The sequence below is a fragment of the Microbacterium sp. NPDC089695 genome (genome assembly GCF_044749085.1).
Lineage (GTDB): Bacteria > Actinomycetota > Actinomycetes > Actinomycetales > Microbacteriaceae > Microbacterium.
Window position 1 is genome coordinate 1,197,241 of sequence record NZ_JBIVHG010000001.1, and the last position, 26,655, is coordinate 1,223,895.

The 26,655-nt window shown below is 70.1% G+C and carries 26 protein-coding genes; 13 read left to right on the top strand and 13 right to left on the bottom strand.

What is annotated here, in order from left to right; all coding sequences use genetic code 11:
* The first annotated feature begins 90 nt into the window (after window positions 1-90).
* From ACIPYT_RS05915 to ACIPYT_RS05925, 3 genes are all read left to right on the top strand, one after another.
* Window positions 91-1,092 (top strand): LacI family DNA-binding transcriptional regulator, encoded by a 1,002-nt coding sequence (locus tag ACIPYT_RS05915; protein WP_401071562.1) that lies wholly within the window; start codon window positions 91-93, stop codon window positions 1,090-1,092.
* Between the two features lie 202 nt (window positions 1,093-1,294).
* Entirely contained in the window at window positions 1,295-2,275 is a 981-nt protein-coding gene (locus ACIPYT_RS05920) for an ester cyclase (protein ID WP_401071564.1), read from the top strand.
* 31 nt (window positions 2,276-2,306) lie between these two features.
* Entirely contained in the window at window positions 2,307-3,476 is a 1,170-nt protein-coding gene (locus ACIPYT_RS05925; RefSeq protein WP_401071566.1) for a cupin domain-containing protein, read from the top strand.
* A 187-nt stretch (window positions 3,477-3,663) separates the two neighbouring features.
* On the opposite strand, the gene ACIPYT_RS05930 is transcribed toward ACIPYT_RS05925, so the two are convergent.
* Window positions 3,664-4,590, bottom strand: a complete 927-nt coding sequence (locus ACIPYT_RS05930) for a LysR family transcriptional regulator (RefSeq protein WP_401071568.1) — start codon at window positions 4,588-4,590, stop codon at window positions 3,664-3,666.
* Between the two features lie 77 nt (window positions 4,591-4,667).
* Here ACIPYT_RS05930 and hisD point away from each other — a divergent pair, with 77 nt between their 5' ends.
* The 4 genes from hisD (at window position 4,668) to ACIPYT_RS05950 (ending at window position 8,968) form a co-directional block, all read left to right on the top strand.
* A complete protein-coding gene (gene hisD, locus ACIPYT_RS05935; RefSeq protein ID WP_401071570.1) occupies window positions 4,668-5,984 on the top strand; it encodes a histidinol dehydrogenase in 1,317 nt (438 codons plus the stop codon).
* 633 nt (window positions 5,985-6,617) lie between these two features.
* Window positions 6,618-7,328: a flavodoxin family protein gene (locus ACIPYT_RS05940; RefSeq protein ID WP_401071572.1), complete on the top strand. Its 711-nt coding sequence runs from the start codon at window positions 6,618-6,620 to the stop codon at window positions 7,326-7,328.
* A gap of 16 nt (window positions 7,329-7,344) precedes the next feature.
* Entirely contained in the window at window positions 7,345-8,286 is a 942-nt protein-coding gene (locus ACIPYT_RS05945) for a DUF5996 family protein (protein WP_401071574.1), read from the top strand.
* A 31-nt stretch (window positions 8,287-8,317) separates the two neighbouring features.
* On the top strand, window positions 8,318-8,968 hold the full coding sequence (locus tag ACIPYT_RS05950) for an RraA family protein (RefSeq protein ID WP_401071576.1): 651 nt from the start codon (window positions 8,318-8,320) through the stop codon (window positions 8,966-8,968).
* Between the two features lie 29 nt (window positions 8,969-8,997).
* On the opposite strand, the gene ACIPYT_RS05955 is transcribed toward ACIPYT_RS05950, so the two are convergent.
* Together ACIPYT_RS05955 and ACIPYT_RS05960 are read right to left on the bottom strand one after the other, a co-directional pair.
* Window positions 8,998-9,645: a hypothetical protein gene (locus tag ACIPYT_RS05955; protein ID WP_401071578.1), complete on the bottom strand. Its 648-nt coding sequence runs from the start codon at window positions 9,643-9,645 to the stop codon at window positions 8,998-9,000.
* Window positions 9,646-9,746: 101 nt separating this feature from the next.
* Complete coding sequence (locus ACIPYT_RS05960) at window positions 9,747-10,499, bottom strand: MerR family transcriptional regulator (protein ID WP_401071580.1); 753 nt, start codon at window positions 10,497-10,499, stop codon at window positions 9,747-9,749.
* 217 nt (window positions 10,500-10,716) lie between these two features.
* Here ACIPYT_RS05960 and ACIPYT_RS05965 point away from each other — a divergent pair, with 217 nt between their 5' ends.
* Window positions 10,717-10,953: a hypothetical protein gene (locus ACIPYT_RS05965; RefSeq protein WP_401071582.1), complete on the top strand. Its 237-nt coding sequence runs from the start codon at window positions 10,717-10,719 to the stop codon at window positions 10,951-10,953.
* Between the two features lie 95 nt (window positions 10,954-11,048).
* Here ACIPYT_RS05965 and ACIPYT_RS05970 read toward each other — a convergent pair whose 3' ends face one another.
* On the bottom strand, window positions 11,049-11,690 hold the full coding sequence (locus ACIPYT_RS05970) for a PIN domain-containing protein (RefSeq protein ID WP_401071584.1): 642 nt from the start codon (window positions 11,688-11,690) through the stop codon (window positions 11,049-11,051).
* A 36-nt stretch (window positions 11,691-11,726) separates the two neighbouring features.
* Window positions 11,727-12,236, bottom strand: coding sequence for an excisionase family DNA-binding protein (locus ACIPYT_RS05975; RefSeq protein WP_401071586.1), 510 nt, complete (start codon window positions 12,234-12,236; stop codon window positions 11,727-11,729).
* A gap of 338 nt (window positions 12,237-12,574) precedes the next feature.
* Between ACIPYT_RS05975 and ACIPYT_RS05980 the strand changes: the two genes are divergently transcribed.
* The gene (locus ACIPYT_RS05980; RefSeq protein ID WP_401071588.1) at window positions 12,575-15,364 is read left to right on the top strand and encodes an ATP-binding protein; all 2,790 of its coding nucleotides are present in this window, start codon (window positions 12,575-12,577) and stop codon (window positions 15,362-15,364) included.
* Between the two features lie 27 nt (window positions 15,365-15,391).
* On the opposite strand, the gene ACIPYT_RS05985 is transcribed toward ACIPYT_RS05980, so the two are convergent.
* Window positions 15,392-16,138, bottom strand: coding sequence for a MerR family transcriptional regulator (locus ACIPYT_RS05985; protein ID WP_401071590.1), 747 nt, complete (start codon window positions 16,136-16,138; stop codon window positions 15,392-15,394).
* 172 nt (window positions 16,139-16,310) lie between these two features.
* On the opposite strand from ACIPYT_RS05985, the gene ACIPYT_RS05990 reads away from it, so the two are divergent.
* Window positions 16,311-17,906 (top strand): alpha/beta fold hydrolase, encoded by a 1,596-nt coding sequence (locus ACIPYT_RS05990; protein WP_401071592.1) that lies wholly within the window; start codon window positions 16,311-16,313, stop codon window positions 17,904-17,906.
* A 48-nt stretch (window positions 17,907-17,954) separates the two neighbouring features.
* On the opposite strand, the gene ACIPYT_RS05995 is transcribed toward ACIPYT_RS05990, so the two are convergent.
* From ACIPYT_RS05995 to ACIPYT_RS06015, 5 genes are read right to left on the bottom strand one after another with little or no spacing between them, the layout of a single operon-like run.
* A complete protein-coding gene (locus ACIPYT_RS05995; protein ID WP_401071594.1) occupies window positions 17,955-18,572 on the bottom strand; it encodes a DNA-binding response regulator in 618 nt (205 codons plus the stop codon).
* A complete protein-coding gene (locus ACIPYT_RS06000) occupies window positions 18,569-19,720 on the bottom strand; it encodes a sensor histidine kinase (protein ID WP_401071596.1) in 1,152 nt (383 codons plus the stop codon). The genes ACIPYT_RS05995 and ACIPYT_RS06000 overlap by 4 nt, the downstream gene beginning before the upstream one ends.
* Complete coding sequence (locus ACIPYT_RS06005; RefSeq protein WP_401071598.1) at window positions 19,717-19,959, bottom strand: hypothetical protein; 243 nt, start codon at window positions 19,957-19,959, stop codon at window positions 19,717-19,719. The genes ACIPYT_RS06000 and ACIPYT_RS06005 overlap by 4 nt, the downstream gene beginning before the upstream one ends.
* 47 nt (window positions 19,960-20,006) lie before the next feature.
* On the bottom strand, window positions 20,007-20,945 hold the full coding sequence (gene bla / locus ACIPYT_RS06010) for a class A beta-lactamase (RefSeq protein WP_401071600.1): 939 nt from the start codon (window positions 20,943-20,945) through the stop codon (window positions 20,007-20,009).
* Window positions 20,942-22,726: an alpha/beta fold hydrolase gene (locus ACIPYT_RS06015; protein WP_401071602.1), complete on the bottom strand. Its 1,785-nt coding sequence runs from the start codon at window positions 22,724-22,726 to the stop codon at window positions 20,942-20,944. The genes bla and ACIPYT_RS06015 overlap by 4 nt, the downstream gene beginning before the upstream one ends.
* A gap of 267 nt (window positions 22,727-22,993) precedes the next feature.
* On the opposite strand from ACIPYT_RS06015, the gene ACIPYT_RS06020 reads away from it, so the two are divergent.
* The 3 genes from ACIPYT_RS06020 to ACIPYT_RS06030 are packed head-to-tail and all read left to right on the top strand — an operon-like array spanning window position 22,994 to window position 25,154.
* Window positions 22,994-23,737 (top strand): MerR family transcriptional regulator, encoded by a 744-nt coding sequence (locus ACIPYT_RS06020; protein WP_401071604.1) that lies wholly within the window; start codon window positions 22,994-22,996, stop codon window positions 23,735-23,737.
* Between the two features lie 45 nt (window positions 23,738-23,782).
* Window positions 23,783-24,175: an ArsR/SmtB family transcription factor gene (locus ACIPYT_RS06025; protein WP_401071606.1), complete on the top strand. Its 393-nt coding sequence runs from the start codon at window positions 23,783-23,785 to the stop codon at window positions 24,173-24,175.
* Window position 24,176: 1 nt separating this feature from the next.
* Window positions 24,177-25,154, top strand: coding sequence for an SRPBCC domain-containing protein (locus ACIPYT_RS06030; RefSeq protein WP_401071608.1), 978 nt, complete (start codon window positions 24,177-24,179; stop codon window positions 25,152-25,154).
* Window positions 25,155-25,233: 79 nt separating this feature from the next.
* On the opposite strand, the gene ACIPYT_RS06035 is transcribed toward ACIPYT_RS06030, so the two are convergent.
* Window positions 25,234-25,668 (bottom strand): hypothetical protein, encoded by a 435-nt coding sequence (locus ACIPYT_RS06035; protein WP_401071611.1) that lies wholly within the window; start codon window positions 25,666-25,668, stop codon window positions 25,234-25,236.
* 41 nt (window positions 25,669-25,709) lie between these two features.
* Window positions 25,710-26,561: a ribonuclease H gene (locus tag ACIPYT_RS06040; protein WP_401071613.1), complete on the bottom strand. Its 852-nt coding sequence runs from the start codon at window positions 26,559-26,561 to the stop codon at window positions 25,710-25,712.
* Between the last annotated feature and the right edge of the window lie 94 nt (window positions 26,562-26,655).

Sequence of the window (26,655 nt, forward strand, 5' to 3'; positions counted from 1 at the left end):
TTCCTTTGCATACGTATGTGCCGATTATGACCGCGTATGCATTCCGACGCAAGGGCAGTAGTATTCCCGGGATAGAGGGGGAGGCCTGACATGGTCGTCACGAGTCGCGATGTCGCCCGGTTGGCAGGGGTGTCCCAGCCGACCGTGTCGCGTGCCCTCCGCGACGACGCACGCGTCTCGGAGGCCACCAAGCTCCGTGTGCGCGAGGCCGCCCAGTTGCTGGGCTACGTGCCGAGCGAGGCGGGCCGTGCGCTGTCGTCGGGCCGCACGCGCCGCATCGGCCTGCTGCTCACCGACCTCGACAACCAGTTCTACTCGCACATCATCGCCCCGGTGCACCGCGAGCTCGAGGCCCTGGGGTACCAGCTGATGCTGCACACCGAGACCGCCGACAACGACACGATCGTCGAGCGGCTGCTCGCCAACGGGCTCGACGGCGTGATCCTGGCGACGACGACGATCGACTCCGTGGCGCCCGTGCGCCTGCGCGATCGCGGTCTTCCGTTCGTGTACTTCAACCGCACGGGGTCGTTCGTGGGGGCGGACGCCGCGGTCGTCAACTCCGTGCCCGGCTATCGGGAGGCCGTCCGCGCGGCCGTCGCTCTCGGGCACCGACGCGTGGGCGCGGTGCTGGGGCCGAGCAACACCAGCACGGCGCAGGGGCGGGAGAACTCGCTGCGCGACGCCCTGACCGCCGAGGGGCTCACGCTCGACGAGCGAGACGTGCGCCGCACCCCCTACGGAGCGCAGGAGGGCGAGGTCGCCGCGGCCGAGCTTCTCGCCGCCTCCGACCGCCCCACCGTGCTCTTCTGCGGCAACGACGTCGTCGCCTACGGGGCGCTCAACGCCGCGCATCGGGCGGGTCTGCGGGTGCCGGAAGACCTGTCGATCATCGGCTTCGACGACCTGCCGGAGGCGGCCTGGCCGATCATCGACCTCGCCACGGTCGGCTACGACATCTCCGGCATGGCGCAGGCCGCTGCCGACCTCATCGTGCGGCGCATCGAGAACCCGGATGCTCCGCTGGAGACGGCCGGCTTCGACTCGTTCTTCGTTTCGCGCCGCACGCTGGCATCCGCGCCGACGCGCTGAGTCGTCCCGCCCGTCGCGGCATCCCGCTCCGTCCGCCCTCCCGGCGTGCGCTCCGACGTGCGCTCCGGGCCTGGGTCGTCGATGTCCACCGTGTGCGCTGGAACGTCTCTTGCGCTGGCCTGTGCATACGCATACACTGACGACAACGCGACGTGCGATCACCGATGAACCGCAGCCGCGAATCTCGAAGGAGTGGAAAAGCGTGTCTCTCGATCCGGTCGCCTACCTGCCGTACAAGGACCCCGACGACTTCATCCGTGAAGTCACAGACCTGATCTGGGTCGATCGGTCCATCAGCTTCATCGTCGACAACTACGAGCCCGACTCGATCGTGCACGGCGGTCTCGGCACCTCCACGACGCGCCAGGAGGTCATCGAGGGATCGCTCATGCGCATCTCCGCGACGCCCGACCGCGTCGGCCAGGCCGAGGACGTCATCTGGGAGGCGCGCGGCGACGACGCGTTCCTCAGCTCGCACCTCGTGCTCTCGGGCGACCTGCATTCCACCGGGGTCAGCCGCACGATCGCCAACTGCCTGTACCGCCGCGGCCGCATGGTCGAGGAGTGGGTCGTGCGCGACACGCTCGCCAGCGCGCTGCACCGCGGCCACGACGTCGACGAGCTCGCCCGCAACCAGGCCTTCCGCGGCTTCACGGGGTCGTGGCTCGAGGCGCCGCCCGCCGACCCGATCGCGAAGGGCGACTCGGGCGTCCGCCCCGACGAGTACCGCTCCGAGGTCGAGACGGTCATCGACATGATCCAGACCGTCTGGAACAGCCGCGACCTGCAGAAGGTCGAGAAGTACTTCGACCGCGACCTCGTGCTGCTCACGGTCGGCGACCGCACGATCACCCGCCCCGAGGGCTACCGTCGCGCGCTGCTGCGTCTGCTCGAGTCGTTCCCGGGCGGCCAGTTCGAGATCCGCGACATCCAGACCAACTACGACGTGCGCTACGCGGGACTCCGCGTCGCGGTGCTGTGGAAGTTCACGGGCGAGTACAACGGCGTCCCGAACTACGGTCCCCTCACGGGTGCGCCCGTCGACCTGATCGGCGTCTCGCAGTTCACGTTCCACAACGGCGCGATCGTCAAGGAGGTCCGCCTCTGGGACGACATCGCCCTGCGCGCCCAGATCGCGGGCCAGCGCGGCGACGAGCCGGTGCATTTCGCCAACATCTACTGATCATCGTCTGATCGAGAAGGAGAAGAAGATCATGAGCACTGTCATCGAGGGCCCGCACGACGTCATCGTCGACGCGTCCGAGATCGAGCGCCGGACGATCCGGCGCACCGACTGGGTGCCGTGCAACTCGGCGTTCATCGACTGCCGTACGCCGGGATCCGACCGCAAGGAGAACTACTCCTTCATCGGCGCCGGCGTCTCGCAGAACGCGAGCCAGTACGTGAACCTCGAGGTCAACCACGGGTTCAACACGGGCGCCGCCGGAATGCCGAACGGCATCTCCAACAACCTGCACCTGCACTTCACGGCCGAGGTCTTCATCAACCTCGGCGGCGAGTTCCGCCTGCGGTGGGGCGTCGACGGCAAGCAGGGCGAGTACATCAGCCACGACGGCGACATCGTCACGATCCCCACGTGGATCTTCCGCGGTTTCACGAACGAGGGGCCGGACGACGGCATCCTCTACACGGTGCTCGGTCGTGACGACAACGGCGGCATCATCTGGGGCCCGTCGGTGCTGCGCGAGGCGGAGTCGTACGGGCTGCACCTCACCGCCGACAACAAGCTGATCGACACGGTCGCGGGCGACGTGCTGCCCGACGACGTGCCGCTCATCACGCCGATGAAGCAGCACTACATCGACGAGCTCACGACGTACACGGTCGAGGACATGCGCTCGCGCGTCATCCAGCCCGGGGACCGCAAGTACTCGGCCGCGGCGCTCCTGTGCGCAGCGGTCGACGGCGGACGCGTCGAGCTCGCCACGGCGATCGGCTACGGCATGAGCGAGAACCGCCGCCAGGTGCCGAACGTCACCGAGCCGCACTCGTTCAACCTCGCCTGGGTCAAGGCCGAGGCGGGCCAGGGCGTGCTGCGTCACCGGCACGACAAGACGCAGGCGCTGCTCTTCAAGACCGGTCGCTGGGAGGTCACCCTCAACGGCGACCCGTCGACGACCGTGAACCTCGGCGCCGGCGACACGTTCTCGGTGCCCGAGGGCGCATGGCGTGAGTACCGCTGCGTCGAGGGCGATGAGACCGGTGCAGGAACTGTTCTCGTGATCAACGGCGGCGACGACCGGGTCTACCTCGAGTGGGCTCCGGAGGTTGTCGAGGCCGCAGCCGCCGCCGATTGGACCATCGACCCGAACGGCTACCTCGCGCCGCTCGGAGTGATGGTCACCGCGACCGAAGACGACTGACACACACTCCGGTCGTCGACGGTCGCGAAGCGCGAGGGGCCTCCGGGCTCCTCGCGCTTCTGCGTGTCCGGCGGACCTGTCCGCCGTGGCCCATCCGCAGGACCCGGGCACGGATGCAGGAACGTTCGGCCGATCTGGTCCTGCATCCGTGCCGTCGTCCTGCAGATGGGCACCCGGAGGGGGCACCTCAGTCGAGCGCGGTGCGACCCGCGTGCTCCGGGATGCGTTCGCGCAGCATCCGCTCGGCCAGCTCGGCGATCCGTCTGGTCGCAGGGGAGAGCAGGACGCCCTCGCGCTGCACGAGGGCGATCGTGTCGTGCATGGGCTCGGCGAACGGGAACGTGCGGATGCCGGCGGGGAACCCCTCGGACTCGGCGACCGAGCGCGAGACGATCGTGTCGGCCGTGCCCGCGACCACGAGGCTGAGCGCGGTCTCGACGTGCTCGACCTCGACCGCCGGCTCGATCGTGCGCCCCTGCAGACGCGCGCGTTCGGCGAGCTGGCGGCGCGTGGGGTCGTCCCACCCGGCGAACGCGTCGTAGAGCACGAGCTTCGCATCGGCGACCTCGTCGATCGTGACCGGTCCGCGCCTGGCCGGTCGGGTCGCCGACGCGTAGAGCACTTCGTCGCGGAAGAGCGGATGCACGTCGAGGCCGTCCTCGTCGATCGGCAGCACCAACAGCCCGGCTTCGAGCTCACCCGCCGCGATCGATCGTGCGACCAGAGCGGAGTTGATGCCGACCAGGCGCAGCCGCACGTTCGGATGCCGGTGGTGGAACGTCTCGGCGAGGTCGGCGAGGGCGTAGTAGGCGGCGTTGCGGAGCACTCCGAACGTGCAGGTGCCGCGGTCGAGGGAGGCGAGCGCCTGGATCGTGTCGATGCCGTTCTGCACCGCGCTGACCGCCTGGGCCGCGTGCGGGCGCAGCTCGAGAGCGGCCGCCGAGGGCACCAGGCGCCTGCTGCCGCGGGCGAACAGTGTGACGTCGAGTTCGCGTTCGAGGCGGGCGACGAGCTCCGACACCGACGCCTGCGTCATGTCGAGGGCGCGAGCGGCCGCGGTGAAGGATCCGTGTTCGAGAGCGGCGAGGAAGGCTGTGAGCTGGGTGATCGTCACAATGCAATGGTAAACCCGATGCATCCGTACGTATCGTCAGGCTTGTCGAATGGATGCGGCGGATCTAGCCTTCCTGCATGCGTTACTCCTCTGCAGTCCTCTCCCGCCTCGACGGCGCCTTCCACCACCTCAAGACCCCGCTGGTCGACGCCCCGGCCGCGCAGCGCGATCCGGCCGTGATCGAGACGGTCACGAACATGCTCGCCGACATCCGGGAGCGCGGCATGGACGCCGTGCTCGACTACGCGAAGAAGCTCGACAACTACCAGGGCGGCGACCTCGAGTTGACGCCCGAGCAGATCGCCTCGAGTGGCGAGCGTCTCGACCCCGACCTGCGCGCGGCGATCGAGCTCGGTGCCGCCCGCACCCAGGCGTTCGCCCGCGAGCAGCGCGCGCACCTGTCGGACTTCGAGACCGAGCTCGTGCCCGGCCTCGTGACCGGAGCCAAGTACGTGCCGGTGTCGCGCGTCGGCGCGTACCTCCCCGCCGGGCGCTTCCCCCTCACCGCGAGCGCGTTCATGACGGTCGGCGTCGCCAAGGCCGCAGGAGTCCCGACCGTGATCGCCTGCACCCCGCCGCAGCCGGACGGCGGCGCGAACGACGCCGTCGTGTACGCGGCGCACCTCTCGGGAGTCGACCGCGTGTTCGTGATCGGCGGCGTGCAGGCGCTCGCCGCCATGGCCTACGGCCTGCTCGGAGACCTCCCCGTCGACATGCTGGTCGGTGCGGGCAACGCCTTCGTGGCCGAGGCCAAGCGTCAGCTCTTCGGCACGGTCGCGATCGACCTGCTCGCGGGCCCCAGCGAGGTCGCGGTGATCTCCGACGAGACCGCCGACCCCGTGCTCGTCGCCGCCGACCTGCTCGGTCAGGCCGAGCACGGACCCAACTCCCCCGTCGCCCTCGTCACGACCTCGGAGGATCACGGCCGTGCCGTGGTCGCCGAGATCGAACGCCAGCTCTCGACGCTCGCGACAGCCGAGATCGCCGGGCCGGCGTGGCGCGACTACGGCGTGGTGACCGTCGCGAAGGATCGCGAGACGGCTGTCGCGCTCATGGACGACCTCGCTCCGGAGCACCTCGAGCTGCTCACGGCCGACGACGACTGGTACCACGCGGCACTGCGCAACTACGGCTCGATCTTCCTCGGCACGTGGAGCACGGTCGCTTACTCCGACAAGGGGATGGCCGGCACCAACCACGTGCTGCCCACGGCGGGTGGCGCCAAGCACAGCGCGGGGCTCTCGGTGTCGCGCTTCCTCAAGCCGCTGACGTACCAGCGCATCGCGCGCGAGGCCACTCCCGAGCTCGCGAACGCCGTGCAGGTCATCTCCGACTCCGAGGGCATGGCCGCGCACAGCGCCACGGCGACGCTGCGCCTGGAGCGGCTCGGCTGACCCCGGCATCCGACGTCCGACGTCCGGCATCCGGCATCCGGCGCGCCGTCGGTGCTCCACTTCGGGGGCCGACACGCCACATGACGGCCTCGACACCGATCGGGGGCCGACATCTGGCGTGTCGGCCCCCGTTCTGTCATGTCGCACGCCTACCCGTGAGATCGGTCTCGGTCGCATTTTGTTAGGACGCCTAGTAACGTGTTTTCCGTAACAAATCGGTTACGAGGAGATCATGAGCCACCCGGGGGAAAGTCAGCGCCTGTTTCCGCTGCGCGCCGCCGGGTCGCGGCGGGCGAACAGGGCTCGCCGCGGATGATGCGGCAGACGTGCGCGATCACCGTGATCCCGGGGGTGGGTCGCGGGCGTGGGCGACCGCGTGCGCGCACTCGGATGCCGCATCGGGCGGAACGAGAGAGGCCGGGGAAGCAGGGGGAGGCTCCGGCATCGCCCGCTCCGTTCATCTGAGAGGATCCGGTCGCGGCGCTGGGGTGTCGCGGCCGGGTTCTCCGGGATGTCGCCGTCTGCTGAAGCACGCAGACACCGCCGCGTGACCTGCCCTTGACCCTGTGGTCGGAACATGGGGTGCGGTAGTGCGATGACCCGGGACGCGACGAGCGGGAGTGGAGCAGCACGATGACCGACACGATGTTCGAGGGGCTGCGGGCGGTGTTCATCAACGCGACGCTGAAGCGCTCGCCGCAGCCGAGCAACACGGATGCGCTCATCCGCCTCAGCGGCGGAATCATGCGCGACCACGGCGTGCACGTCGACGAGATCAGGGCGATCGACCACGACATCGCGACCGGGGTCTGGCCCGACATGACCGAGCACGGGTGGGACGTCGACGAGTGGCCGGGGATCTTCCGCACCGTGCTCGACGCCGACATCGTCGTGCTCGCCGGGCCCATCTGGCTGGGTGACAACAGCTCGGTCATGAAGCGGGTGATCGAGCGGCTGTACGCCGGGTCGGCGCTGCTGAACGACTCCGGGCAGTACGCCTACTACGGCCGCGTCGCCGGCTGTCTCATCACCGGCAACGAAGACGGCGTCAAACACTGCGCCATGAACGTGCTCTACAGCCTGCAGCACATCGGCTTCAGCGTGCCGCCGCAGGCCGACGCGGGCTGGATCGGTGCGGCCGGCCCCGGGCCGAGCTACCTGGACCCCGGCTCGGGCGGACCGGAGAACGACTTCACGAACCGCAACACCACGTTCATGACGTACAACCTGATGCACCTCGCGGGGATGCTCAAGGCGGCCGGAGGGTTCCCCTCGTACGGCAATCGACGCAGCGAATGGGATGCCGGATGCTCGCCGCACCAGGAGAACCCCGAATACCGATGACGGCGACGGAGAGACGATGAGCACGGATGCCATGGCCACGGCCGACTGGCCGCGCCTGCGCGTGGACGACTGGACGCCCACCCGCGAGACCCTGCACATGTGGACGCAGATCGTCGGGAAGGTGCGGCTGGTCCACGCGCCGCTCGTCAACCACTGGTGGCAGGTGACGCTGTACGTCACGCCGCGCGGTCTGAGCACGGGCAGCATCCCGGTCGGGCGTCGGCTGTTCGACATCGAGTTCGACTTCGTCGACCATGTGCTCCGCGTGCGCACGAGCGACGGCGGTGCTCGCAGCATCCGTCTCGAAGCCAAGCCCGTGGCGCAGTTCCATGCCGAGGTGCTCACGGCTCTCGACGAGGTGGGAATCGTGGCGGAGATCTCGTCGGGGCCGAACGAGGTCGATCCGGCGATCCCGTTCGCCGAGGACACGACGCACTCGTCGTACGATCCGGCATCCGCGCGGCTGTTCTGGGAGCAGCTGCTGCAGGCGCATCGGGTGATCGAGGACTTCCGATGCCACTTCGTCGGCAAGGTGAGCCCGGTGCACTTCTTCTGGGGCGGGATGGATCTCGCGTGCACCCGTTTCTCGGGGCGGCCGGCCCCCGAGCATCCCGGCGGCGCGCCGAACGTGGGCGATTGGGTCATGGTCGAGGGGTATTCGCAGGAGCTCTTCAGCTGCGGATTCTGGCCGGGCGGTGGTGAGCAGGGGGCGTTCTACGCGTATGCCTACCCCGAGCCCGAGGGGTTCGCGGAGTATCCGATCGGCCCCGAGGCCGCCTACTACAGCCAGCAGAACGGGCAGTTCCTGCTGCCGTACGAAGCAGTCGCCGCGGCGGACGACCCGGATGCCGCGGTGCGGGAGTTCCTGCAGGGAGCCTACGAGGCCGCGGCCGTGCACGGCGGATGGGACCGGCAGGCGCTCGAAGACGACCCCGGCCGGTGGGATCACCGCCGGTAGCCCGGAGCACGATCGACGAGAGGATGCCACGATGACCGCACGAACCGACGACCGCGACCGCGCTGCGCTGGCGAGGGAGGTGGGGTGTGCGGCACTGGTGGACGCGATGGGGCGCATCCACGACCATCGGGCGCATCTGCTGCCGTTCACGAGTCCCGATCCGACGCGTGCGCTCTTCGGACCCGCGGCCACGATCGCGTACCTGCCGTACCGCGCCGATCTCCCGCAGACCGACTTCGCTCACCTCTTCTACCGGGCGCTCGGCACGGATCCCGAGGGGCGCGTGCTGGTGCTCTCCAGCGGCGGCTATCCCGAGGCGTCCCACGGCGGCGGCATCAAGCTCTCCCGCGGCGAGCACCAGCGGATCGCGGGGGTGCTCGCCGACGGGCGGCTTCGGGACTTCGACGAGCTGGCCGGCTACGGATTCGCGACCTGGTGCCGCGGCGAGGCGACGCGGTGGGGCGGCGGTACGGCGATGCCGTTCGCGGCTGATGTCGCGGTCGAGATCGGCGGCGTCACGGTCGTGCCCGGCGACTACATCTATGCGGACGCGTCGGGTGCGGTGGTGATCCCGGCTGCGAGCATCGACCAGGTGCTCGCCGAGGCGCGGGTCGTCGCCGACGAAGACGCGCGGGCGATCGAGCAGGTGCGCGAGGAGCGGCCGGAGCGGTTCCGCGGCTGAGGTCGGCGCGACCCGTTCCGGCCGCGCGATCACAGCGAGAGCATGAAAGCGAGCGAGTACGCCTCCCAGAGGGCTCCGATCACGAGCAGGGCCAGGGCCGGGAGCGCGAGCAGCCCGAGTTTCCGGAGCCCGCGCACATAGCCCTGGCGCCGGTTGCGGGCGTCGATCGTGCGTGGGAAGAGCCAGTACTTGCCGAGCAGGAACGCTCCGAGCAGGAACAGCACGTACGCCTGGAGCTCGATGATCACCGTGAGCGCGTGCGGGATCAGGATGATCCATCCGCCCGGCGAGGTCGGCACCAGGACGATACCGGTGTCGACGGCCCAGTACGCGAAGAACGCGAGCCCGGCGAACGGCACGACGAGCGACGGCAGCACGATCGTCAGAGCGCTGAGACGGAAGAGGTTGATGCCGAGGATGCCGAGGGCGAAGAGCGCCGGGGTCTGGACGAGCTGTCGCACGAGGTCGCCGGTGCCGTCGGCCTCGAGCCCGGCAGCCCCCGCCTCGGTGAGACCGGGGAACAGGAGGCCGAGGGCGAACCCGATGAGGACGAGCCCGTAGGCGCCCGCGTTGAGGAGCAGGTACACGCGTCTGTTCTCGCGTATGACCCGGAAGGGTCGCCGCCAGAAGGGCGTGCGCTCGGGGCGATCGGTGGATGCCTGGGTCGTTTCTGTCATGCATCCATCGCATCGGATCGCGCGTCCGGGCGGCAGTGCGCCCGCGTCACGGGATGATGTGACATCGTGTCACCTCGCGGGTGCTGATCAGGGGGCTCGCGCTAGACGCCGGCCGCGGACATGCGCCCCGCGAGTGCCGAGGAGTCGGCTTCGGGCGCCGCCGCCGAGCGCGCGATCACATCGCGCTGCGCGGGGGAGTACAGCTCGACGAGGGCCTCCGCGATCACGGCGCGCGTGACGGTCGACCTCCGTCGACGGTCGTCGTCGGCGAGCCAGGGCCGCTCGGGCGAGCGCCAGTTCGGGCGTCCGTCCGCATGCATCCGTGCGGCGAGGTCGCGGCGGGCGTCCTCTGCGGCATCCGCGGGCAGAGCCGCGAAGGCGGCCCGCAGCGGCTCGGGCTCGCTCAGGATCATGTCGCGAAGCGCTGCTCCCGCGGCGTCGTCGTGGAGGCGGGTGAGGATGTGCAGGTACGCGCGATCGGACGACGAGAGCGCCGCCGCGATCGCCTCGAAGCCGCGGGGGGTGTCGACCGGGGCGCCGACGGTGAGCAGGGTCTCGATGTCGGTGCGCGCACGGCGCAGACGGTCGATCTCGGCGGACACCTGGGCGTCGAGCTCTTCGAGCTCACCCCGGAGCACGTCCTCGTCGCCGTCGACGTCGACCCGTGCGAGAGGGACGCCGAGCTCGGCCATGCGACGCACCTGGATCAGGCGCACGAGGTGACACACGCGGTACTGCTTGTACCCGTTGCCGCGCCGCTCGGGGGCGTCGAGCAGACCCAGTGCGTGGTAGTGCCTGATGGTGTTGACGGTCGTGCCGGCCAGCTCGGCCAGCTCTCGGGTGCTCCACGTCACGTCATCATCTCCCGGCGTCGGTACTCAGGCCGGCCCCTGCCGTGCCTGCCGTGACGACAGGCTCCCATCGGCGGCGGGGTGTTCGCGTCGGTGTGTTCTACCTACATCCGGTCGAAGGACGCATAGGCCGAGCTGACGTCCACGTGCGCAGTCACCGCCAGCATCCCCTCGACGAGCCCGAGCGGGCCTGGGCAACGGCGACGCGCATAGGGGCCGTATGACTCGTCATGATGATCCACGGTCCAGCCCCCGCCGCGCGTACCGGGAGACGCTCGCCCCGCCCGCACGCGATGCCTCGCGTCGCGCCCGCCGCCGCAAGCGACAGGTCTTCGCCAGCATGTGCGCGGCGTTCACGCTCGCTGAGGTGGTGCAGCGCATTCAAGAGGCGTGGTCGCAAATCCTGCTCGTCGTCGAGGGAATCTGCGACCTGCTTGAGAAGATGCCGTGGGGGTGAGTCATAGCAGGTGGTGCAAGCTCCTGAAGCTCTGGGTGCTCTCGTGCGCTGACGCAATGGTCCCGTTGTCTAAACGCGCCTGACCACGTGGGTCGTCACTTCGTGTCGCGGATCCTCGTTGAGCTCTGCTCGAACTGGAGCCCGTGTACGTGGCTCAGAGCAATGGGCGGAGGATCTCGTCGACGTCGGTCATGCTGTAGCGGTCGCGGAGGCCGTCGAGGATCGCTGCGGGTGTCGCGTCGTGCCGTGACGCAATCGCCTGGAGCGCCTTCATGCCTGTCTGGGGGGGGGGGGGGGGGGGCGGCAACGGTATTCGCTGCGAACTCGACGGGGCTGACGGTTTCAACGTTCGCATCCTGCAGTGTGTGAGAGGTTGGGAACCCAGCGCGCCTGTCGTCGGTGACGATCGCGTCAGCTTTCCCGATGATCGCGGCGTGTGCGACATGGCCGTCGTCCGGGTCGTCGAGATCGTACGCGTACTCGCGGTCCTTCGGTGCGTTGACCGTTGAGCCGGGAAACGCCTTGCCCATCTGATCGAAAAGATGCTTGCGGTAACGATCGCTTTCTTCTCCGTCGATTCCGCGCTTCTTGTCCAGCCGTTCGAGAACGTAATCGAGCTCGAACAAGATGCCGGATCCCCACACCGGTGCGTAGGCGCGCTCAGCGGCGAGCTGCAGCAGGAAATCGCGCTGGAGACTCGGGACGAGGGCGCAGGTATCGAGGACAGCCTTGTACACCCGATGAGTGTGACACACGCATCGGGTGTACTCAGGTCATCGGGCCTTGCGCGCCTCGGTGAGGAGCGTGTCGACGTCCTCGAGGTCCACGTCGCCATAGCGGGCGGAGCTCTCTGCGATGAAGGCGTTGCGGCGACCCTGAATCTCGTCCCGGTAGGCCAGCACGTCGGAGAGGTACAGCTTGCGGCGCACGGCGCCGGGCACGTGAGCGGGGATCTCGCCTGACTCGATCAGCTGCACAACTGTGGGCCGGCTGATCCCGAGAATCTCGCCGGCCTGTTGTGTGGTGATCTCCCGATCTCTGGCGGACAGGCTCACGGACTGACCGCGGTTGAGGGCTTCGACGGCTTGCTTCAGCACGTCGTACAGCTGCTCATTGAGTTCGACGCGGTCGTGCTCACCAGCTCCGCTGAGAAAAAAACCGGCGGCCGGCGCCACCCCACGCCTCGCTTCGTGAGCCTCCATGAAGCTCAGGACTGTTGCGATGCTCGCCGCCTGCTCAGGCGCAGGAGAGACGGTTACGTCTCGTGCTCGTGCGGCGTTCATGTCTTCATCCGTTCCTCGGTTTGTCTATCGCGTTGCGATGAACTGATCTGTACAGCATATATGAGAAACGAAAGAAACGAAAGAAACGAACGAAATGAAGATGACGTAAAACCTGACCTTGATCCCGACGATGATCTCCACGTAGAACCTGACGTAGATCCCGACGTAGGCCGGCGGGTGGTTGCAGGGCTTGAGTTGGTTGCCAGTGGACTTTGCGTCGCGCTAAACCGTGCGGTTCACCAAGTCATGCGTTGATCGCTCCGCGGGAACCCGCGCTTCTCCCCGCCCTCGACCGCTACCGACCCCGCGCCCTGACTGCGAATCCTCGGTACCCTGTGGTGGGGACAGGCATCATCCCGACGGCGGGAGCGCAGACGATGAACCTGCTGGGGCGCCGCGCGGAACGCGGTGCGGTCGAGAACCTGCTCGTCGCGGCGAAAGCGGGACGCAGCGGGGTGATCGTCGTGCGCGGCGAGGCCGGTATCGGCAAGACCGCGCTGCTCGCCCACACCCGTGACCGGGCGACGGCCGAGGGGTTCCGCGTCGAGGAGTGCGTGGGCGTCGAGGCCGAGACCCCGTTCGCGTTCGCCGGACTGCATCAGCTCTGTGCCGCGCAGCTCGACCGGATCGACGCGCTACCCGCCCCGCAGCAGTCGGCGCTCGGCGTGGCGCTCGGCCTGCGCGACGGACCTCCGCCCGATCGCTTCCTCGTCGCGCTGGCGATGTTGAGCCTGCTCACGGAAGCCGCCGAGGAGCAGCCCCTGCTGGTGCTCGTCGACGACGCGCAGTGGCTCGACCAGGCATCCGTGCAGGTGCTCGCCTTCGTGGCGCGCAGGCTCACCGCCGAACGCGTCGCCGTGGTCTTCGCCGCCCGCGACGTCGAGGGCGTGCACGTCGACATGCTCGCCGGACTCGACCCCGTGCTGCACCTGACGGGCCTCGACGACGCCGATTCGCGAACGCTCCTGGCCGACGGCGTGCACACGACCCTCGACGACTCGGTGCGCACCCGCATCCTCGCCGAGGCCCGCGGCAACCCTCTCGCGCTCCTGGAGCTGCCCCGGAGCGCCCTCGCCACGGGATGGGCGGGAGGATTCGAGCTGCCCGACGCGCTCAGCGTGCCCCGCCGCGTCGAGGAGACCTTCCGTCGACGCTCGGCCGGCCTCAGCGACGGCGCCCAGATGATCCTCCTGCTCGCGGCGGCGGATCCGACCGGTGATGCGCTCCTGCTCTGGCGAGCCGTCGAGCACCTGGGGATGGACCGAGCGGATGCCGTGCCGGCCGAGGCGTCCGGTCTGCTCGAGATCAGGGGCCGCGTGCAGTTCCGGCATTCGCTCGTGCGGTCGGCGGTGTACCGCGCTGCGGCATCCGACGACCGACGCCGCGCCCACGCGGCGCTCGCCGCCGCGACCGATCCGCACCTCGACCCCGATCGACGGGCCTGGCATCGGGCGCAGTCGGTGCTCGGCACCGACGAGGACGCGGCGCAAGACCTGGAGCGCTCCGCTGCGCGCACGCTCGCCCGCGGGGGAGCGGCCGCGGCGGCCGCCTTCCTGCAGCACGCCGCAGAGCTGACGCCCTCACCGCTGCGGCGGGCGACCCGCGCGCTGGAAGCCGCGCACGCCAAGCACGACGCGGGCGAGTTCGCGGCCGCCCTCGATCTCGCGACCATCGCCGCGTCGGGGCCGCTCGACGACCTGCAGCGCGCCAGGGTGCAGCTGCTCCGGGCCCGCCTCGCCTTCCATCGCACGGAGGGAGTCGACGCGCCCGGTCTGCTCTTGGCCGCCGCCGCGACCCTCGCCCCACTCGATCCTTCCCTGTCACGCGAGACCTATCTGCACGCTCTGGATGCCGCGATGATCATCGGCGCGAGCGGGGAGACGCGCGGCGTGGCGGAGGTCGCACGCGCCGCACTCGCTGCGCCGCCCACTCCGACATCGCCCCTCCCCGCCGACCAGCTGCTCGACGCGCTCGTCGTCACGTTCACGCAGGGGTATGCCGCGGGTGCACCCCTGATGCTCGGAGCGCTCGAGGCGTTCAGAGACCACGGGTTCGACGGCGAAGCGGTCGGCGAGATGGGCAGCCGGCGCTGGATGTGGCTCGCCACCCGCAGTGCGGCCGGCTTCTACGACGCCGAGCGCGGGCGCGAACTGGCGCTGCGCAACGTGCGCCTCGCCCGGGAGCTCGGAGCGCTGACGACGCTGCCCGGAGCCTTGGCCGCGCTCGCCGGAACCTTCGTGCTGACGGGCGAGCTCGCCCTGGCGTCGGAGGCGGCGGAGGAGGGCGCGGCCATCACGGAGGCGACGGGGGCGCTGCCGCAGCCGTTCGGCGAGCTGATGGTGGCCGCGTGGTGCGGTCGGGAGGCCGAGACCCTCCGTCTGTTCACGACCCGCACCCAGACCGCGCGGGCGGAGAGCGCCGCGGTCGCGACCGCGCACTACGCCCTGGCCGTGCTGCATAACGGGCGCGGCGACTACGAGGCGGCGGCCGCGGCCGCCGAACGCGCCTGCCGCACGGACGAGACGTCGAACAGCAGCATCTCCCTGCCCGAACTGGTCGAAGCGGCCGCCCGCGCCGGCGACCGGGAACTCGCCGAGAGCGCGCTCGCCGAGCTGTGCCTGCGGGCCGAGGCGAGCGGCACCGACTGGGCACTCGGGCTCGCTGCGCGCTCGCGCGCACTCGTGCACGCCGACGACACCGCCGAGGCGCACTACCGCGATGCGCTCGAGCACCTGCGCGCCTCCGGGATCACCGGACACCTGGCACGCACCCACCTCGTGTTCGGCGAGTGGCTGCGGCGGGAGGGGCGACGTCAGGAGGCGCGCGAGCAGCTCCGCATCGCCCACGACGCGCTCGCCGCGATGGGTGCTGAGGCGTTCGCCGACCGCGCGGCCCGCGAGCTGCGCGCCACCGGCGAGACCCCGCGCAAGCGGGCCACGCAGCCGGCCACCTCGCTCACCGCGCACGAGCTCCAGATCGCACGGCTCGTGGCCACGGGGGCGACGTCGCGCGAGGTCGGCGCGCAGCTCTTCCTCAGCCCTCGCACCATCGAGGCGCACCTGCGCAGCATCTTCCGCAAGCTCGGCATCTCCTCCCGCCGTCAGTTGCGAGACCTCCCGCTGCCCTGACGGACACGCGGATGCCGGATGCGGCCGCTACGGCCGCGGGGCGTCGCCCGCGGCATCCGTCTGCGTCCCCGCGATCACCCCGGCACGGGTCAGCACGTCGAGCTGCGCGGGGTTGAAGAGCGCCGAGACGGAGTCGGCGAACGTCTCCTTGGCGATACCGGGAGTGGTGGCGAGATGCGCGACCGGATCCCTCAGCCACGGGTAGTTGCGCAGATGCCGCGTGAGCGACTCGCCGTACGACGCGGCCACCCGGGCCCGCGTCGCCTCGTCGGCATCCGCGGGCAGAGCGTCGAACTCCACTCTCGCGTCCTCCGGCTCGGTCGCGAGCAGCTCGCGCACATCAGCCATCGCATCCTGGTCGTGCAGTTGGGCGTAGATGAGGATGAGCGCGCGCTCCGACGTCGACAGCCTGCCCGCCAGGCGCTCGAACCCGGCGGGCACGTCGGCGAGCGACGCCCCTTCGAGGATCGCCCTGATCTCGGCCCTGGCGCGCTGCAGCCGCTCGATGCTCCTGCCGAGGTCGGAGTCGACCGCGTGCAGGGCGTCGCTCGAGGCGCCGCCCGCATCGCCCACGACGTCGATGCGGTCGAGGGGCACCCCGAGGTCGCGCAGCCTCCGGATCTGCAGCAGCCGCACGAGATGAGCGACCGTGTAGCGCTTGTATCCGTTGGAGCCGCGATCGGGGACCGCGAGGAGCCCTGCCCGGTGATAGTGCCGCACCGTGTTGACGGTTGTACCGGCGATGTCGGCCAGCTCTCGTGTGCTCCAGGTCATGCGGGCACCTTCTCCCCCTGGTGCGCGAGGCGACGAGGTGGGGACCGGGCCGCGGACGCGCGCGATGACCCGATCCCACACCGTGTCGTCGCCACACGGTCAATCCCTGGAGAGGCGCTCGAACCGCCGTCGAATTGACCCTGTCCCGGGCACAGGGTGTGCCCTACTGACCATGAGTCCATCGAACGAAGGCCCCGCCCGCTCCCTGAGACTGACGGCCGTCGCGGCGCTCGCGACGATCATGATGGCCGTGCTCGCCGCGTGCTCCCCCTCGGGAGGCATCCCGGCCGACGACCCGCGGAACCAGGAGATCGTCGCGCTCGACGAGTACCGCGAGCAGGAGCTCCGCTGGGAGGCGTGCGACGACTACGCCGTCAGCGCCCTGGACGAGCAGTACTTCCCCGCCGTGCCGCAGGCCGAGTGCGCGCGCCTGCGCGTGCCGCTCGACTACGCCGACCCCACCGGCGCGACCGCGTCGGTCGCGGTGGTGCGCATCCCGGCGCGCGGCGACTCCCTCGGATCGCTGTTCTACAACCCGGGCGGCCCCGGTGGCCCCGGCATCCTCGGTGCGATGGCGGCCTCGACGCTCATGCCGCAGAGCGCGGTGACCGAGAGCTTCGACCTGATCGGATTCGACCCCCGCGGCGTGGGGGCGACCACGCCGACCGCCCAGTGCGGGCTCGCCGACGGGTCGGAGGAGGGCGCCGAGCTGCTGGCGAAGGCGAGCGGTGCGTTCGTGCCGCTCACCGAGGACGACACGAAGGCGCTCGTCGACCGCTGCGCGAAGGGATCCGGCGGCGTCGCCGCGCTCGCCCAGATGGGCACCCGCACCACCGCGAAGGACATGGACATCCTGCGCGCCGCGCTCGGCGAGAAGCAGATGAACTACCTGGGACAGAGCTACGGCACCAGGCTCGGTGCGGTCTACGCCGAGGAGTTCCCCGAGAACGTGCGGGCCATGATCCTCGACGGCGCATTCGACCCGAACCTCTCGTCGCAGGATCGGCTGCTCGCCTCGTACGCCGGGTTCCAGGATGCGTTCGACGCGCTCGCGGCCGCCTGTGCCGTGCAGGCGGACTGCCCGCTCGGCACCGACCCCGCCCGCGCATCCGACGATCTGCAGGGGATCCTCCAGCCGCTCGCCGAGACGCCGTTGCAGGTCGGCGACGCCGAGCTCGACTTCCACACCGCGCTCGGCGGTGTGATCGGCGGCCTGTACTCCCCCGACGCGTGGCCCGACGTGATCGAGGGACTGCGCGAGGTGCAGCAGGGGCGCGGCGACACGCTGCTCGCACTCGCCCTGGGCATCAGCGGCCTCTCGTCGGAAGGGGCGAGCACGAACCAGATCGATGCCTCGCTCGTGATCAACTGCGTCGACGAGACGCTGCTGCGCGCCGACGACCTCGCATCGCTGCGCGACGACACCTACGAGCGGGCTCCGATCATGGACCCGGGCACGACCACCGACGACGGTCTGCGCGACAAGTGCGCCGACTTCCCGCGCACCGGCGAGCTCGACGTGCCGTACGCGCAGGACATCGAGGGCCTCGCCCCGACGCTGGTGGTGTCGCTCACGCGCGACCCGACCACTCCGCTCAGCGGCGCGGTCGCCCTGGCCGACACTCTCGGCGGCACGCTGCTGACGGTAGACGGCGACGGGCACACCGTGATCGCCCGCAGCGCGAACGCCTGCGCCGATGCGATCGCCGCCTCGTACCTGATCGACCTCGAGCTCCCCGAGGAGGGCACCACCTGCCCGGCGGAGTGACGGGAGCCGGATGCCGGCATCCTCGGGCGGTCGGGGTGCATCGGCTGGTCAGAGCCAGCCGCGCGCCCTGGCCGCCCGGGCGGCATCCTGACGTGACGTCGTGTGCGTCTTCTGCATCGCGCTCGACAGGTAGTTGCGCACCGTGCCGGGAGCCAGATGCAGCCGTGCCGCGATCTGCTTGACCGCGTAGCCCTCCTGTGTCTCGCGCAGGGCGTCGAGCTCGCGGTCGGTGAGCGGCGAGTCGTCGATCATCGAGGCTTCGAGGATCTCGTGGTCGATCCACCGGCCGCCCTCGTGCAGGCGGTGGATGACATCGCCGATGAGTTCGGGGTCGGCGGACTTGCTCATGAAGCCGCGCACGCCCGCCTTCAGCGCGCGACGCAGGACGCCGGGTCGCGCGTGTCTGGTCAGCATGAGGATCCGCTGTTCGGGCAGGTCGCGCAGGATCGCCTCGACCGCGTGCATGCCGTCGGTTTCGGGCATCTCGAGGTCGATCACGAGCACGTCCGGGCGCTCGCGGGCCACGACGGTCGCGGCCTCCGCGCCGTCGGCAGCCTCGCCGACCACCGAGATCGTGCCGTCGAGCGTCAGGAGGGCGCCCAACGTGTACCGCAGGAGCTGGTCGTCGTCGGCGAGCACCACCCGGGTGCGGTCGTCGTTCGTCATCGTCCCTCCTCGTCTGCGGAGTGCGAGGCCACCGCGTCCGCGGGCGCGAGTCGGGCGCGCACGGTGAACACGTCGCCGTCGCGGTCGATGTGCAGCTCGCCCCCGGCATCCTCGATCCGGCGTCGGAGCCGCGTGAGGCCACGCGGATGGAACTCCCCGTGCGCGTGCACGCCGTCGTTCGACACCTCGACCGCGTCGGTGCGGGCGGTGATCGTCACGACCGCCGGCTCGGCATGGCGGAGCAGGTTCGTCGTGGCTTCGCGGAGCGTGTGGGCGAGGAGCGGATGCGGTCGGGTCGCGCGGTCGAGCTCCTGCCTGACAACGACGCGGATGCCGGAGGCCTCACCGAGTGCGCGGGTGTTCTCGAGCTCGGCCGCGAGGTCGATCTCGTAGCGGGCCGCGGCGAGATCGCGGGTCGTCGTGACGGTGTCGTCGACCAGGCGGCGGATCTCGGCGAGCTCCGCGGAGGCGCGGGACGGATCGTCGTGCAGCAGGCGCTGTGCGAGGGCGGCCTTGAGCTTGATGACGTGCAGCGACTGCCCCTGGATGTCGTGCAGGTCGCCGGCGAAGCGCGCGCGCTCCTCGGAGACCGCGAGGGCCGACTCGACGTCCGTCGCGCGTTCGGCGGCACGGACGAGTTTCCACGCCAGCTCGCCGACGAAGACCACCGCGACGATGTACAGGGTCCCGACCGCGGGGATCACGATGAACCGGATCACGAGCGTGGCCGTGATCGGGTTGGCCGCGAGCGACACCGTGCCGAGCGCCGCCACCCCGAGCGCGAACAGCAGCGCGGCCGCGACGCGATGTGTGCGCACCCTCATCACGAGCAGTGCGCCGACGAGGGCGAACGGCATGAAGCTGATCGGGCTGTGCGCCATGAACGCGCCGTAGACGAACGTCGCGCCGGTGAAGAGCATGAGGAAGACGGCCTTCGGCGCGTAGCCGTCGAGGCTCCACTCCTTCAGCAGCGTGGTCGTGAAGGCGAGGGTGAGGGCGATGAACAGCGCCTCCCACCACGAGGTGGTCGTGAGGAACACGCCGATCACCGACAGCGGGGCGATCGCGAGGATCGCCGAGCCCATCACGATGCGGTGCATGCGCGGGATCGATCGTCCCGTCGCCGTGATTCCCCTGTCGATGGTCATCCCTCCTCAGCCGGATGCTGCTGTCGCAGCGCCCTGCGAACGGGCGCCTTCGCGATCATGGCGCCCACCACGAGCGCGAGGGCCACGTGCTGCAACACCGGACGATCCAGGAAGAATCCCGTTATTCCGGCAGGCAGCGTGGTGAACAGTCCGAAGTCGTAGAGCAGCCCGAGGTAGGCGAGGAAGACCGTCGCCGACAGGACGATGGTCGCGTTGAGGATCAGGTCGAGTGCCTTCATGCTCTCGATCCTTCGCGACCGACGCCTGACCCGGTAGTGACACCGTGTCACTCCGTCGGGAAGGCCTCGAACACGAGGGCTGCGGCCTCGGCGATCAGCTCGTCGACCGTTTCGGCTTCGGCGTCGTCGCTCGTCGACAGGATGGCGATCAGGATCGGCGCCCCGCCGTCCGGCGGCCACGCGATCGCGATGTCATTGCGGGTGCCGAACGCCGCGGAGCCGGTCTTGTCGCCGATCGTCCAGCCGTCAGGAGCGCCCGCGCGCACGAGCGCATCGCCGGTGGTGTTCCGCGTCAGCAGATCGACCAGGATCGCCGCCCGGTCAGGGGTCAGTGCGTCGCCGAGCGCGAGGTCTGCCAGCGACGTGGCCAGAGCCCGCGGCGTGCTCGTGTCGCGGTCGTCGCCCGGGGAGACGTCGTTCAGCTCGGGTTCGATGCGATCGACCTGCGTGGTCGTGTCGCCGATGTCGCGCAGCAGCGCTTCGAGCGCCTCCGGCCCGCCGAGGTGGCGCACGAGCAGGTTCGACGCCGCGTTGTCGCTGATGCGCACGGCCGCGTCGGCGAGCTCGAGAAGCGTCATCGATCCGCCGATGTGCTGCTCGACCACGGGCGAGTAGTCGACCACGTCGTCGGCGGTGATCTCGACGGGCGCGCTGAGCTCGGCATCCGTGGTGTTCGCGAGAACGAAGCCCGACGACAGCGCCTTCATGGTCGACGCGAACCCGAAGCGCTCGTCGGCGCGGAACTCGATCGTGGCGCCTGATCCGGTGTCGATCGCGTAGACGCCGAGCGTGCGGTCGAACTGCTCCTGCAGGGCGACGAAGCGGGCCTCGAACGCGGCGGACAGCGACGGCGCGGGGGTCGCGGACGCGGTCTCGGATGCCGGTGTCGGCGACGCGGCCGGTGCCGCGGGAGCGCACGCGGTGAGCGCGAGGAGTGCGGTGGCGGCGACCGCGGCGGTGAGCGATCGGCGGATGTCGAGGGTCATGGCGTCTCCTCCGTGGAGGTCAGCACCGCTGTCGGTGCGGGGCGGAACGGGTCGGTGAACCCGGGGTCGGTGCGGTCGCCGTCGAGCGGCGCCCACGACGAGAAGGTCTGCTGTTCGAGCGGGAGCGGCTTGGCGGCCGCGTACACCGTCTCGCCCGGGCGGTCGGCACGCCCCAGGAGGAGGTCGAGGATCGGCCGGTCGACCTCGTCGGTGCCGTAGGGGAAGACGCCGTGCACGCCCTCGTCGTCGACCGCGATCAGACTCGTGTTCGGCAGTGCGGCGCCCATGCGCTCGCCCTGCTCCCAGGGCGTCAGCGGGTCGAGCTCGCTGTGCACGACGATCGTCTCGGGGAAGCGGTCGTGCGCGTCGGGCATCCGCACGTCCGTCGGCCAGAAGACGCAGACGGGAGCCTCGTCGAACCGCTGCAGCTGCGCGCTGAAGGGTGCGGTGTCGGCCATCCGGGCACTGTACTCGTTCCAGGCATCCTCCCCCTGGGTCCACTGGCCGTCGACGCAGCGGAGCACGTCGTCGGTGCTCGAGAAGGTCGCCTCGACGATCCCGTCGGCGTTCGAGGTCGGCGCCGGGGGAGCGAACACGGCGAACTGCGCGATCATGGGCTCGGTCGCCTCCGCCGGCAGCCCGAGGGAGCGGATGACGCGCGTCGCCCGGGTGGCCGCGTCGCCGGCGGCGTCGGACTCGCCTTCGGCGATGAGCGCGACGATCACGTCGGCCACGAACGGGGAGTGCACGGGCTTGGCCTGCAGCGTCGCCGCACCCGTGGCGGCCCAGACGAGGTAGGCGGCGTCGTCCATCTCGGGCGACGAGCCGGTCGCGTCGAAGTAGCGATCCCAGATCGCCTCCGGGTCGTCGCCGAGCGCGTACACGGCGTCGTTGCGGGCGAGCCAGTTCATCATCTGCAGGCGCAGCTGACGGTCGATCGACACGTCCTGCCCCTTCCAGTTCTTCTCGTACGTCGGGCTGGTGCCGTCGATCACGGAGTCGAGCACCATCGCCTCGATGTTGTCGGCGAACAGCGTGCCGAACCACGTGCCCAGCCACGTGCCGTACGAGTAGCCGAGGAACGAGACCTTCTCGACGCCGAGCAGGTGCCGGATGAAGTCCATGTCGTACGCGACCTGCTCGGTGGTCATGGTCGCGAGGTCCGCATCCTCCGCGCAGGTCGAGCCGATCGCCCGCGCCTCGGCGGTGGGTCCGTCGTCGGGGTCGTACTCGTAGGCGCACGTGACCGTGCTCGACGTGCCGATGCCGCGCTGGTCGAAGCTGATGTAGTTTGTCGTCGGCTGCATCTCGGGAGTCCACTGCTGCATCGTCGCGCTGAACGACAGACCCGGGAACGGGCCACCGGGGTGCAGCAGCAGGGTCGTGGCGTCGGGGTCGGCCGTGTCGATGTTCTGCGTGCGGGAGATGCGCAGGTCCCAGGTCTCGCCCGCCACGGGGTCGAGCCAGTCACGCGGCACCCGGATGCTCGCGCACTCGACGTTCGAGACGTCGACGCCGGGCTGGGGATCGCCGGCTGCGAACTCGCAGGCGGCCCAGTCGACGTCCTGCATGGCGAGGTCGCCGGCGAGGGCCGCGACGTCGGGCGTGGTCGGTGCGGCGTTCGGTGCGGCGGCCGGGCTGTCGATGTTCGCGACGATCACGCCCGCGGTCGCGGCGACCGCGACGGCGGCTGCAGCGGCGACCGCCGCGATCATCCGCCGGCGGGGGCGTCGGGCGTCGGGCCCGGGGAACGGAGCCTGCGGGTCGGGATGGTCTGTCATCGGTCGTGTCCTCTCGGATGCGGATGCTCGCTGCGGGGATGCTGTGCTGCTGCGGCCCTGTGGTGCGGGAACAGTCCATCGCGTGTGGTGACGACAGGGTCAACCCGCGGAATTCCGCGGCTGTGGGCGGGGGAACGGCCGCCGTTTTGACCGTGTGCCCACAACACGGTCTTCACTGGGGGCGAGGTGCGCGTCGACCCGAGACCGCGCATCCGCGCCAGAAGGGGACATCATGCGCGCCCGAGAGATCCGCGAGCTCTGACCGTCATGGGCTGGAGCACCAGGGAGGTCGCGGAGATCGCATCCACGACGGTCAACACCGTGCGTCACTACCATCAGATCGGTCTGCTCGAGCAGCCGCGGCGGGCGATGAACGGGTACAAGAGCTACGAGGTGCGTCACCTCGTGACGCTGCTGCGCATCCGTCGGCTGCGAGAGCTCGGCGTGCCGCTCGACCAGGTCGACCACGTATCGGCCGGCGACGACGGCGCGCGCTCGACGCTCTCGGCCATCGACGCCGAGCTCGCGCTGACCATCGAGCGGCTGGAACAGGCGCAGCGGCAGATCCGCGCGATCGTCGTCGGCGACACCCGCACCGACCTGCCGCTCGGGTTCGAGGGCATCGAGGCTCGGCTCACCGCGACCGAGCGTTCGCTGCTGCTCATCTACGCGCAGGTGTACGACGACGAGGCCCTGCGCGATTTCCGCGACATGCTCGAGCACGAGCCGGAAGACGTGCGCCACGACTTCGACGCCCTCCGCGCGGATGCCGGTGAGCGCACCCGGCGCGACCTGGCGGTGCGGTACGCGGTCGCCATCGAACACGACCTGACCACCTACCCGTGGCTCCGCGATCCGCTCGCCCACCACCGCCGCAACCCGCGCATGACCTGGCGCGCCGTGGCCGAGGCGGTCGCCGCGCTCTACAACCCCGCACAGCTCGACGTGCTCGGTCGCGCCCACGCCCTCGCCCTGGCCTCGCTGGGGGAGGGTGATACGCGGGAGGCGTGAGATCCCTCTTGACACCCGCCCCACCCGGGTCTAACGTACAACCAAATGGTTGCACAACAAGAACTGAGCGAAGCGGAGGTCGACCGTGTGTTCCACGCATTGGCGACGTCGACCCGGCGCGACATCCTGCGCCGGACGATCGAGCGGGAGCAGTCCGTCTCGACCCTCGCCTCCGAATACGAGATGTCGTTCGCCGCGGTGCAGAAGCACGTGGCCGTGCTCGAAGCAGCGGACCTCATCGTCAAGCGCGCCGAGGGACGCGAGCGGCTCGTCCGCGCGAACCCCGAGATGATCGCCCGCGCCAGGGCGCTCCTCGCCCGATACGAAGAGCTGTGGCGATCGCGCATCGCCCGCCTCGACGACATCCTGGCCGAGCCCGTGCGCTCGACCGACTCCGACGACACCAGCAGCACCTCACGAACCGAAGAAGGAGACTGACATGCCTGTCACCGACATCACCACCGATGCCGACACCCTCACCATGACCGTCGTCGCGGACTTCGCGGCGCCGATCGAACGGGTCTGGAGCGCGTACAGCGACCCGCGTCAACTCGAGCGCTTCTGGGGTCCTCCCGGGTGGCCCGCCACGTTCACCGCCTGGGACCACTCCGTCGGCGGGCGCGCGAACTACACCATGAACGGCCCACGCGGCGAAGCCTCATCCGGGTCGTGGGAGTTCCTCTCGATCGAGGAGCCGACCGGCTTCACGGTGCTCGACTCGTTCTCCGACGCCGACGGCAACCCGCTCGAGGGCTTCCCCGCGCAGCGCATGACGTTCGCGTTCGAGTCGACCGTCGACGGCACCCGCATGGTGACCACGAGCCACTTCGACTCGGTCGAGGCGCTCGAACAGGTCGTCGAGATGGGGCAGAGCGAGGGCATCCGCATGGCCATGGCTCAGCTCGACGTCGTGCTGCAGGACCTCCGCGACTATGCGCAGGGCAAGGGCACCCGCGTCGACATCCTCGACGACACCCACGTGCGCATCACACGCCTCGTCGACGGACCTCGCGAGCTGGTGTGGCGCGCCCACAACGAGCCCGAGCTCATGAAGAAGTGGCTGCTCGGACCCGACGGGTGGGAGATGACCGAGTGCGTCATCGCGACGGAGGTCGGCCAGGCGTACCGCACCTCCTGGGCGCCGGTCGGCGACACCGAAGGCCAGCCCTTCGGCTTCGAGGGTGAGGCGCTCGTGATCGACGCCCCTCGTCGCTCGGTGCAGACCGAGCGCATGATCGGGATGCCCGTCGAGACGCTCAACGACCTCAACCTGTACGAGGAGGACGGCGCGACGCTCATCACGCTCTACGTCGAGTACCCCGACAAGGAGACGCGCGACATGATCCTCGCCACCGGCATGGCCGACGGCATGGAGGCGTCGTACGACCGACTCGAGCGGGAACTGCTCAGCGTCTGAATCTCACAACTCCGGAGAACCGGTCGGTTCCGTCGCGGAACCGGCCGGTTCTTCTGCGTTCCCGGTCGATTCTCCGGAGTTATGACGCCGCACCTGGTTCCTCGCGAGCCGGGCGGCAGCCGCGGCGCGGGATCCACGTCGACCACAGCGCCAGGGCGATGAGCACCGGCTGGAAGAACAGGCGCACGAACCGCGCCGTGTCGGTGTCGAGGCCGAAGGCGTCGCGGTGCTCGAGCCACTGGGCGATGTTGCCGGGGAACACCGCGACGAAGAACAGTGCCGTGGCGATGCCGACCAGGCGACGGTGTCGGCGGGCGACGAGCAGCGCGACGCCCAGCGCGACCTCGACCACGCCCGACACGACCACGACCACGTCGATGTCGAGCGGCACCCACGGTGGCACCTGTGCCCGGAACTCGGCGCGCGCGAACGTCAGATGCGCGACCCCGGTGAACACGAGGAAGGCGCCGAGGATGACGCGGCCGACCGTGCGGGCGACGTTCGTCTTCGACATGGGGCGAGTGTACGCGGGCTCTGCGTCGTCGGGTCGGCGGGTCAGATCAGGCGGCGCAGCGCCTCGTCGAGTGTGATGCCCTGCGCGCTCGCTCGGTCGGTCAGGCGCGCATGCTCCTCGGCGGTGAGTGTCAGCCGGACATCGACGGGATCGGATGCCGGGTCGTCGCCGAACCCGTCGAAGAGGTCTGCGGTCTCCGCCCACAGCGGCTCGATGTGGGGGGTGGCGGGGGACGCCGGGGCGGATGCCGGTGCGGCATCGGTCTCGACGGCATCCGCCCACGCGGACTCGTCGGGCGCGATCCATCCGTCGTCGGCGGCCTCGGATACCAGGGTCGAACCGGTATCGACGTCGGCGGACGAGCCTGCGGCCGTCGTCGACCCTGCGGCGATCGGAGCCGATCCCGCGGCGGCAGCTCCGGCATCCGTCGCGAGCGTGAAGCCCGGGCCGCGTCGCGGTTCCTGCTTCTGCTGATACGCCTTCGCGGCGGCGTTCGCGCGTTCATCGGCGGCCTCGTTCAGCGGATGTCCGGCGTGGCCCTTGACCCAGGAGAACTCGACATCGCGCCCGCGGATCGCCTCGTCGATGCCCTCGAGGAGGTCGCGGTTCAGCACGGGTCCGCCGTCGGACTTGCGCCAGCCCTTGCGCTTCCATCCCGGCATCCATTTGGTCACCGAATCGATCACGTAGCGGCTGTCGCACTCGATCAACAGCTTCTCGTCGATGCCGGCCGTCGCCCGCAGCAGTTCGAGCACAGCGCGCAACTCGCCCTGGTTGTTCGTGCCGTGCGGAGACCCGCCGGCGGCCCAGTTCGCCTCGTCGATGTACCAGGCCCACCCGTTGGGACCGGGGTTGCCCAGCGCGGAGCCGTCTGCGGCGGCGGTGATCGTCATCCCTCCACCGTAGCCGCGACGGCCGACAGACCCCGGCCGCGCACGGCGTCGGCCACGCCCTCGGGCACCGCCCCTCGGCTTTTCGCTCCTGCCT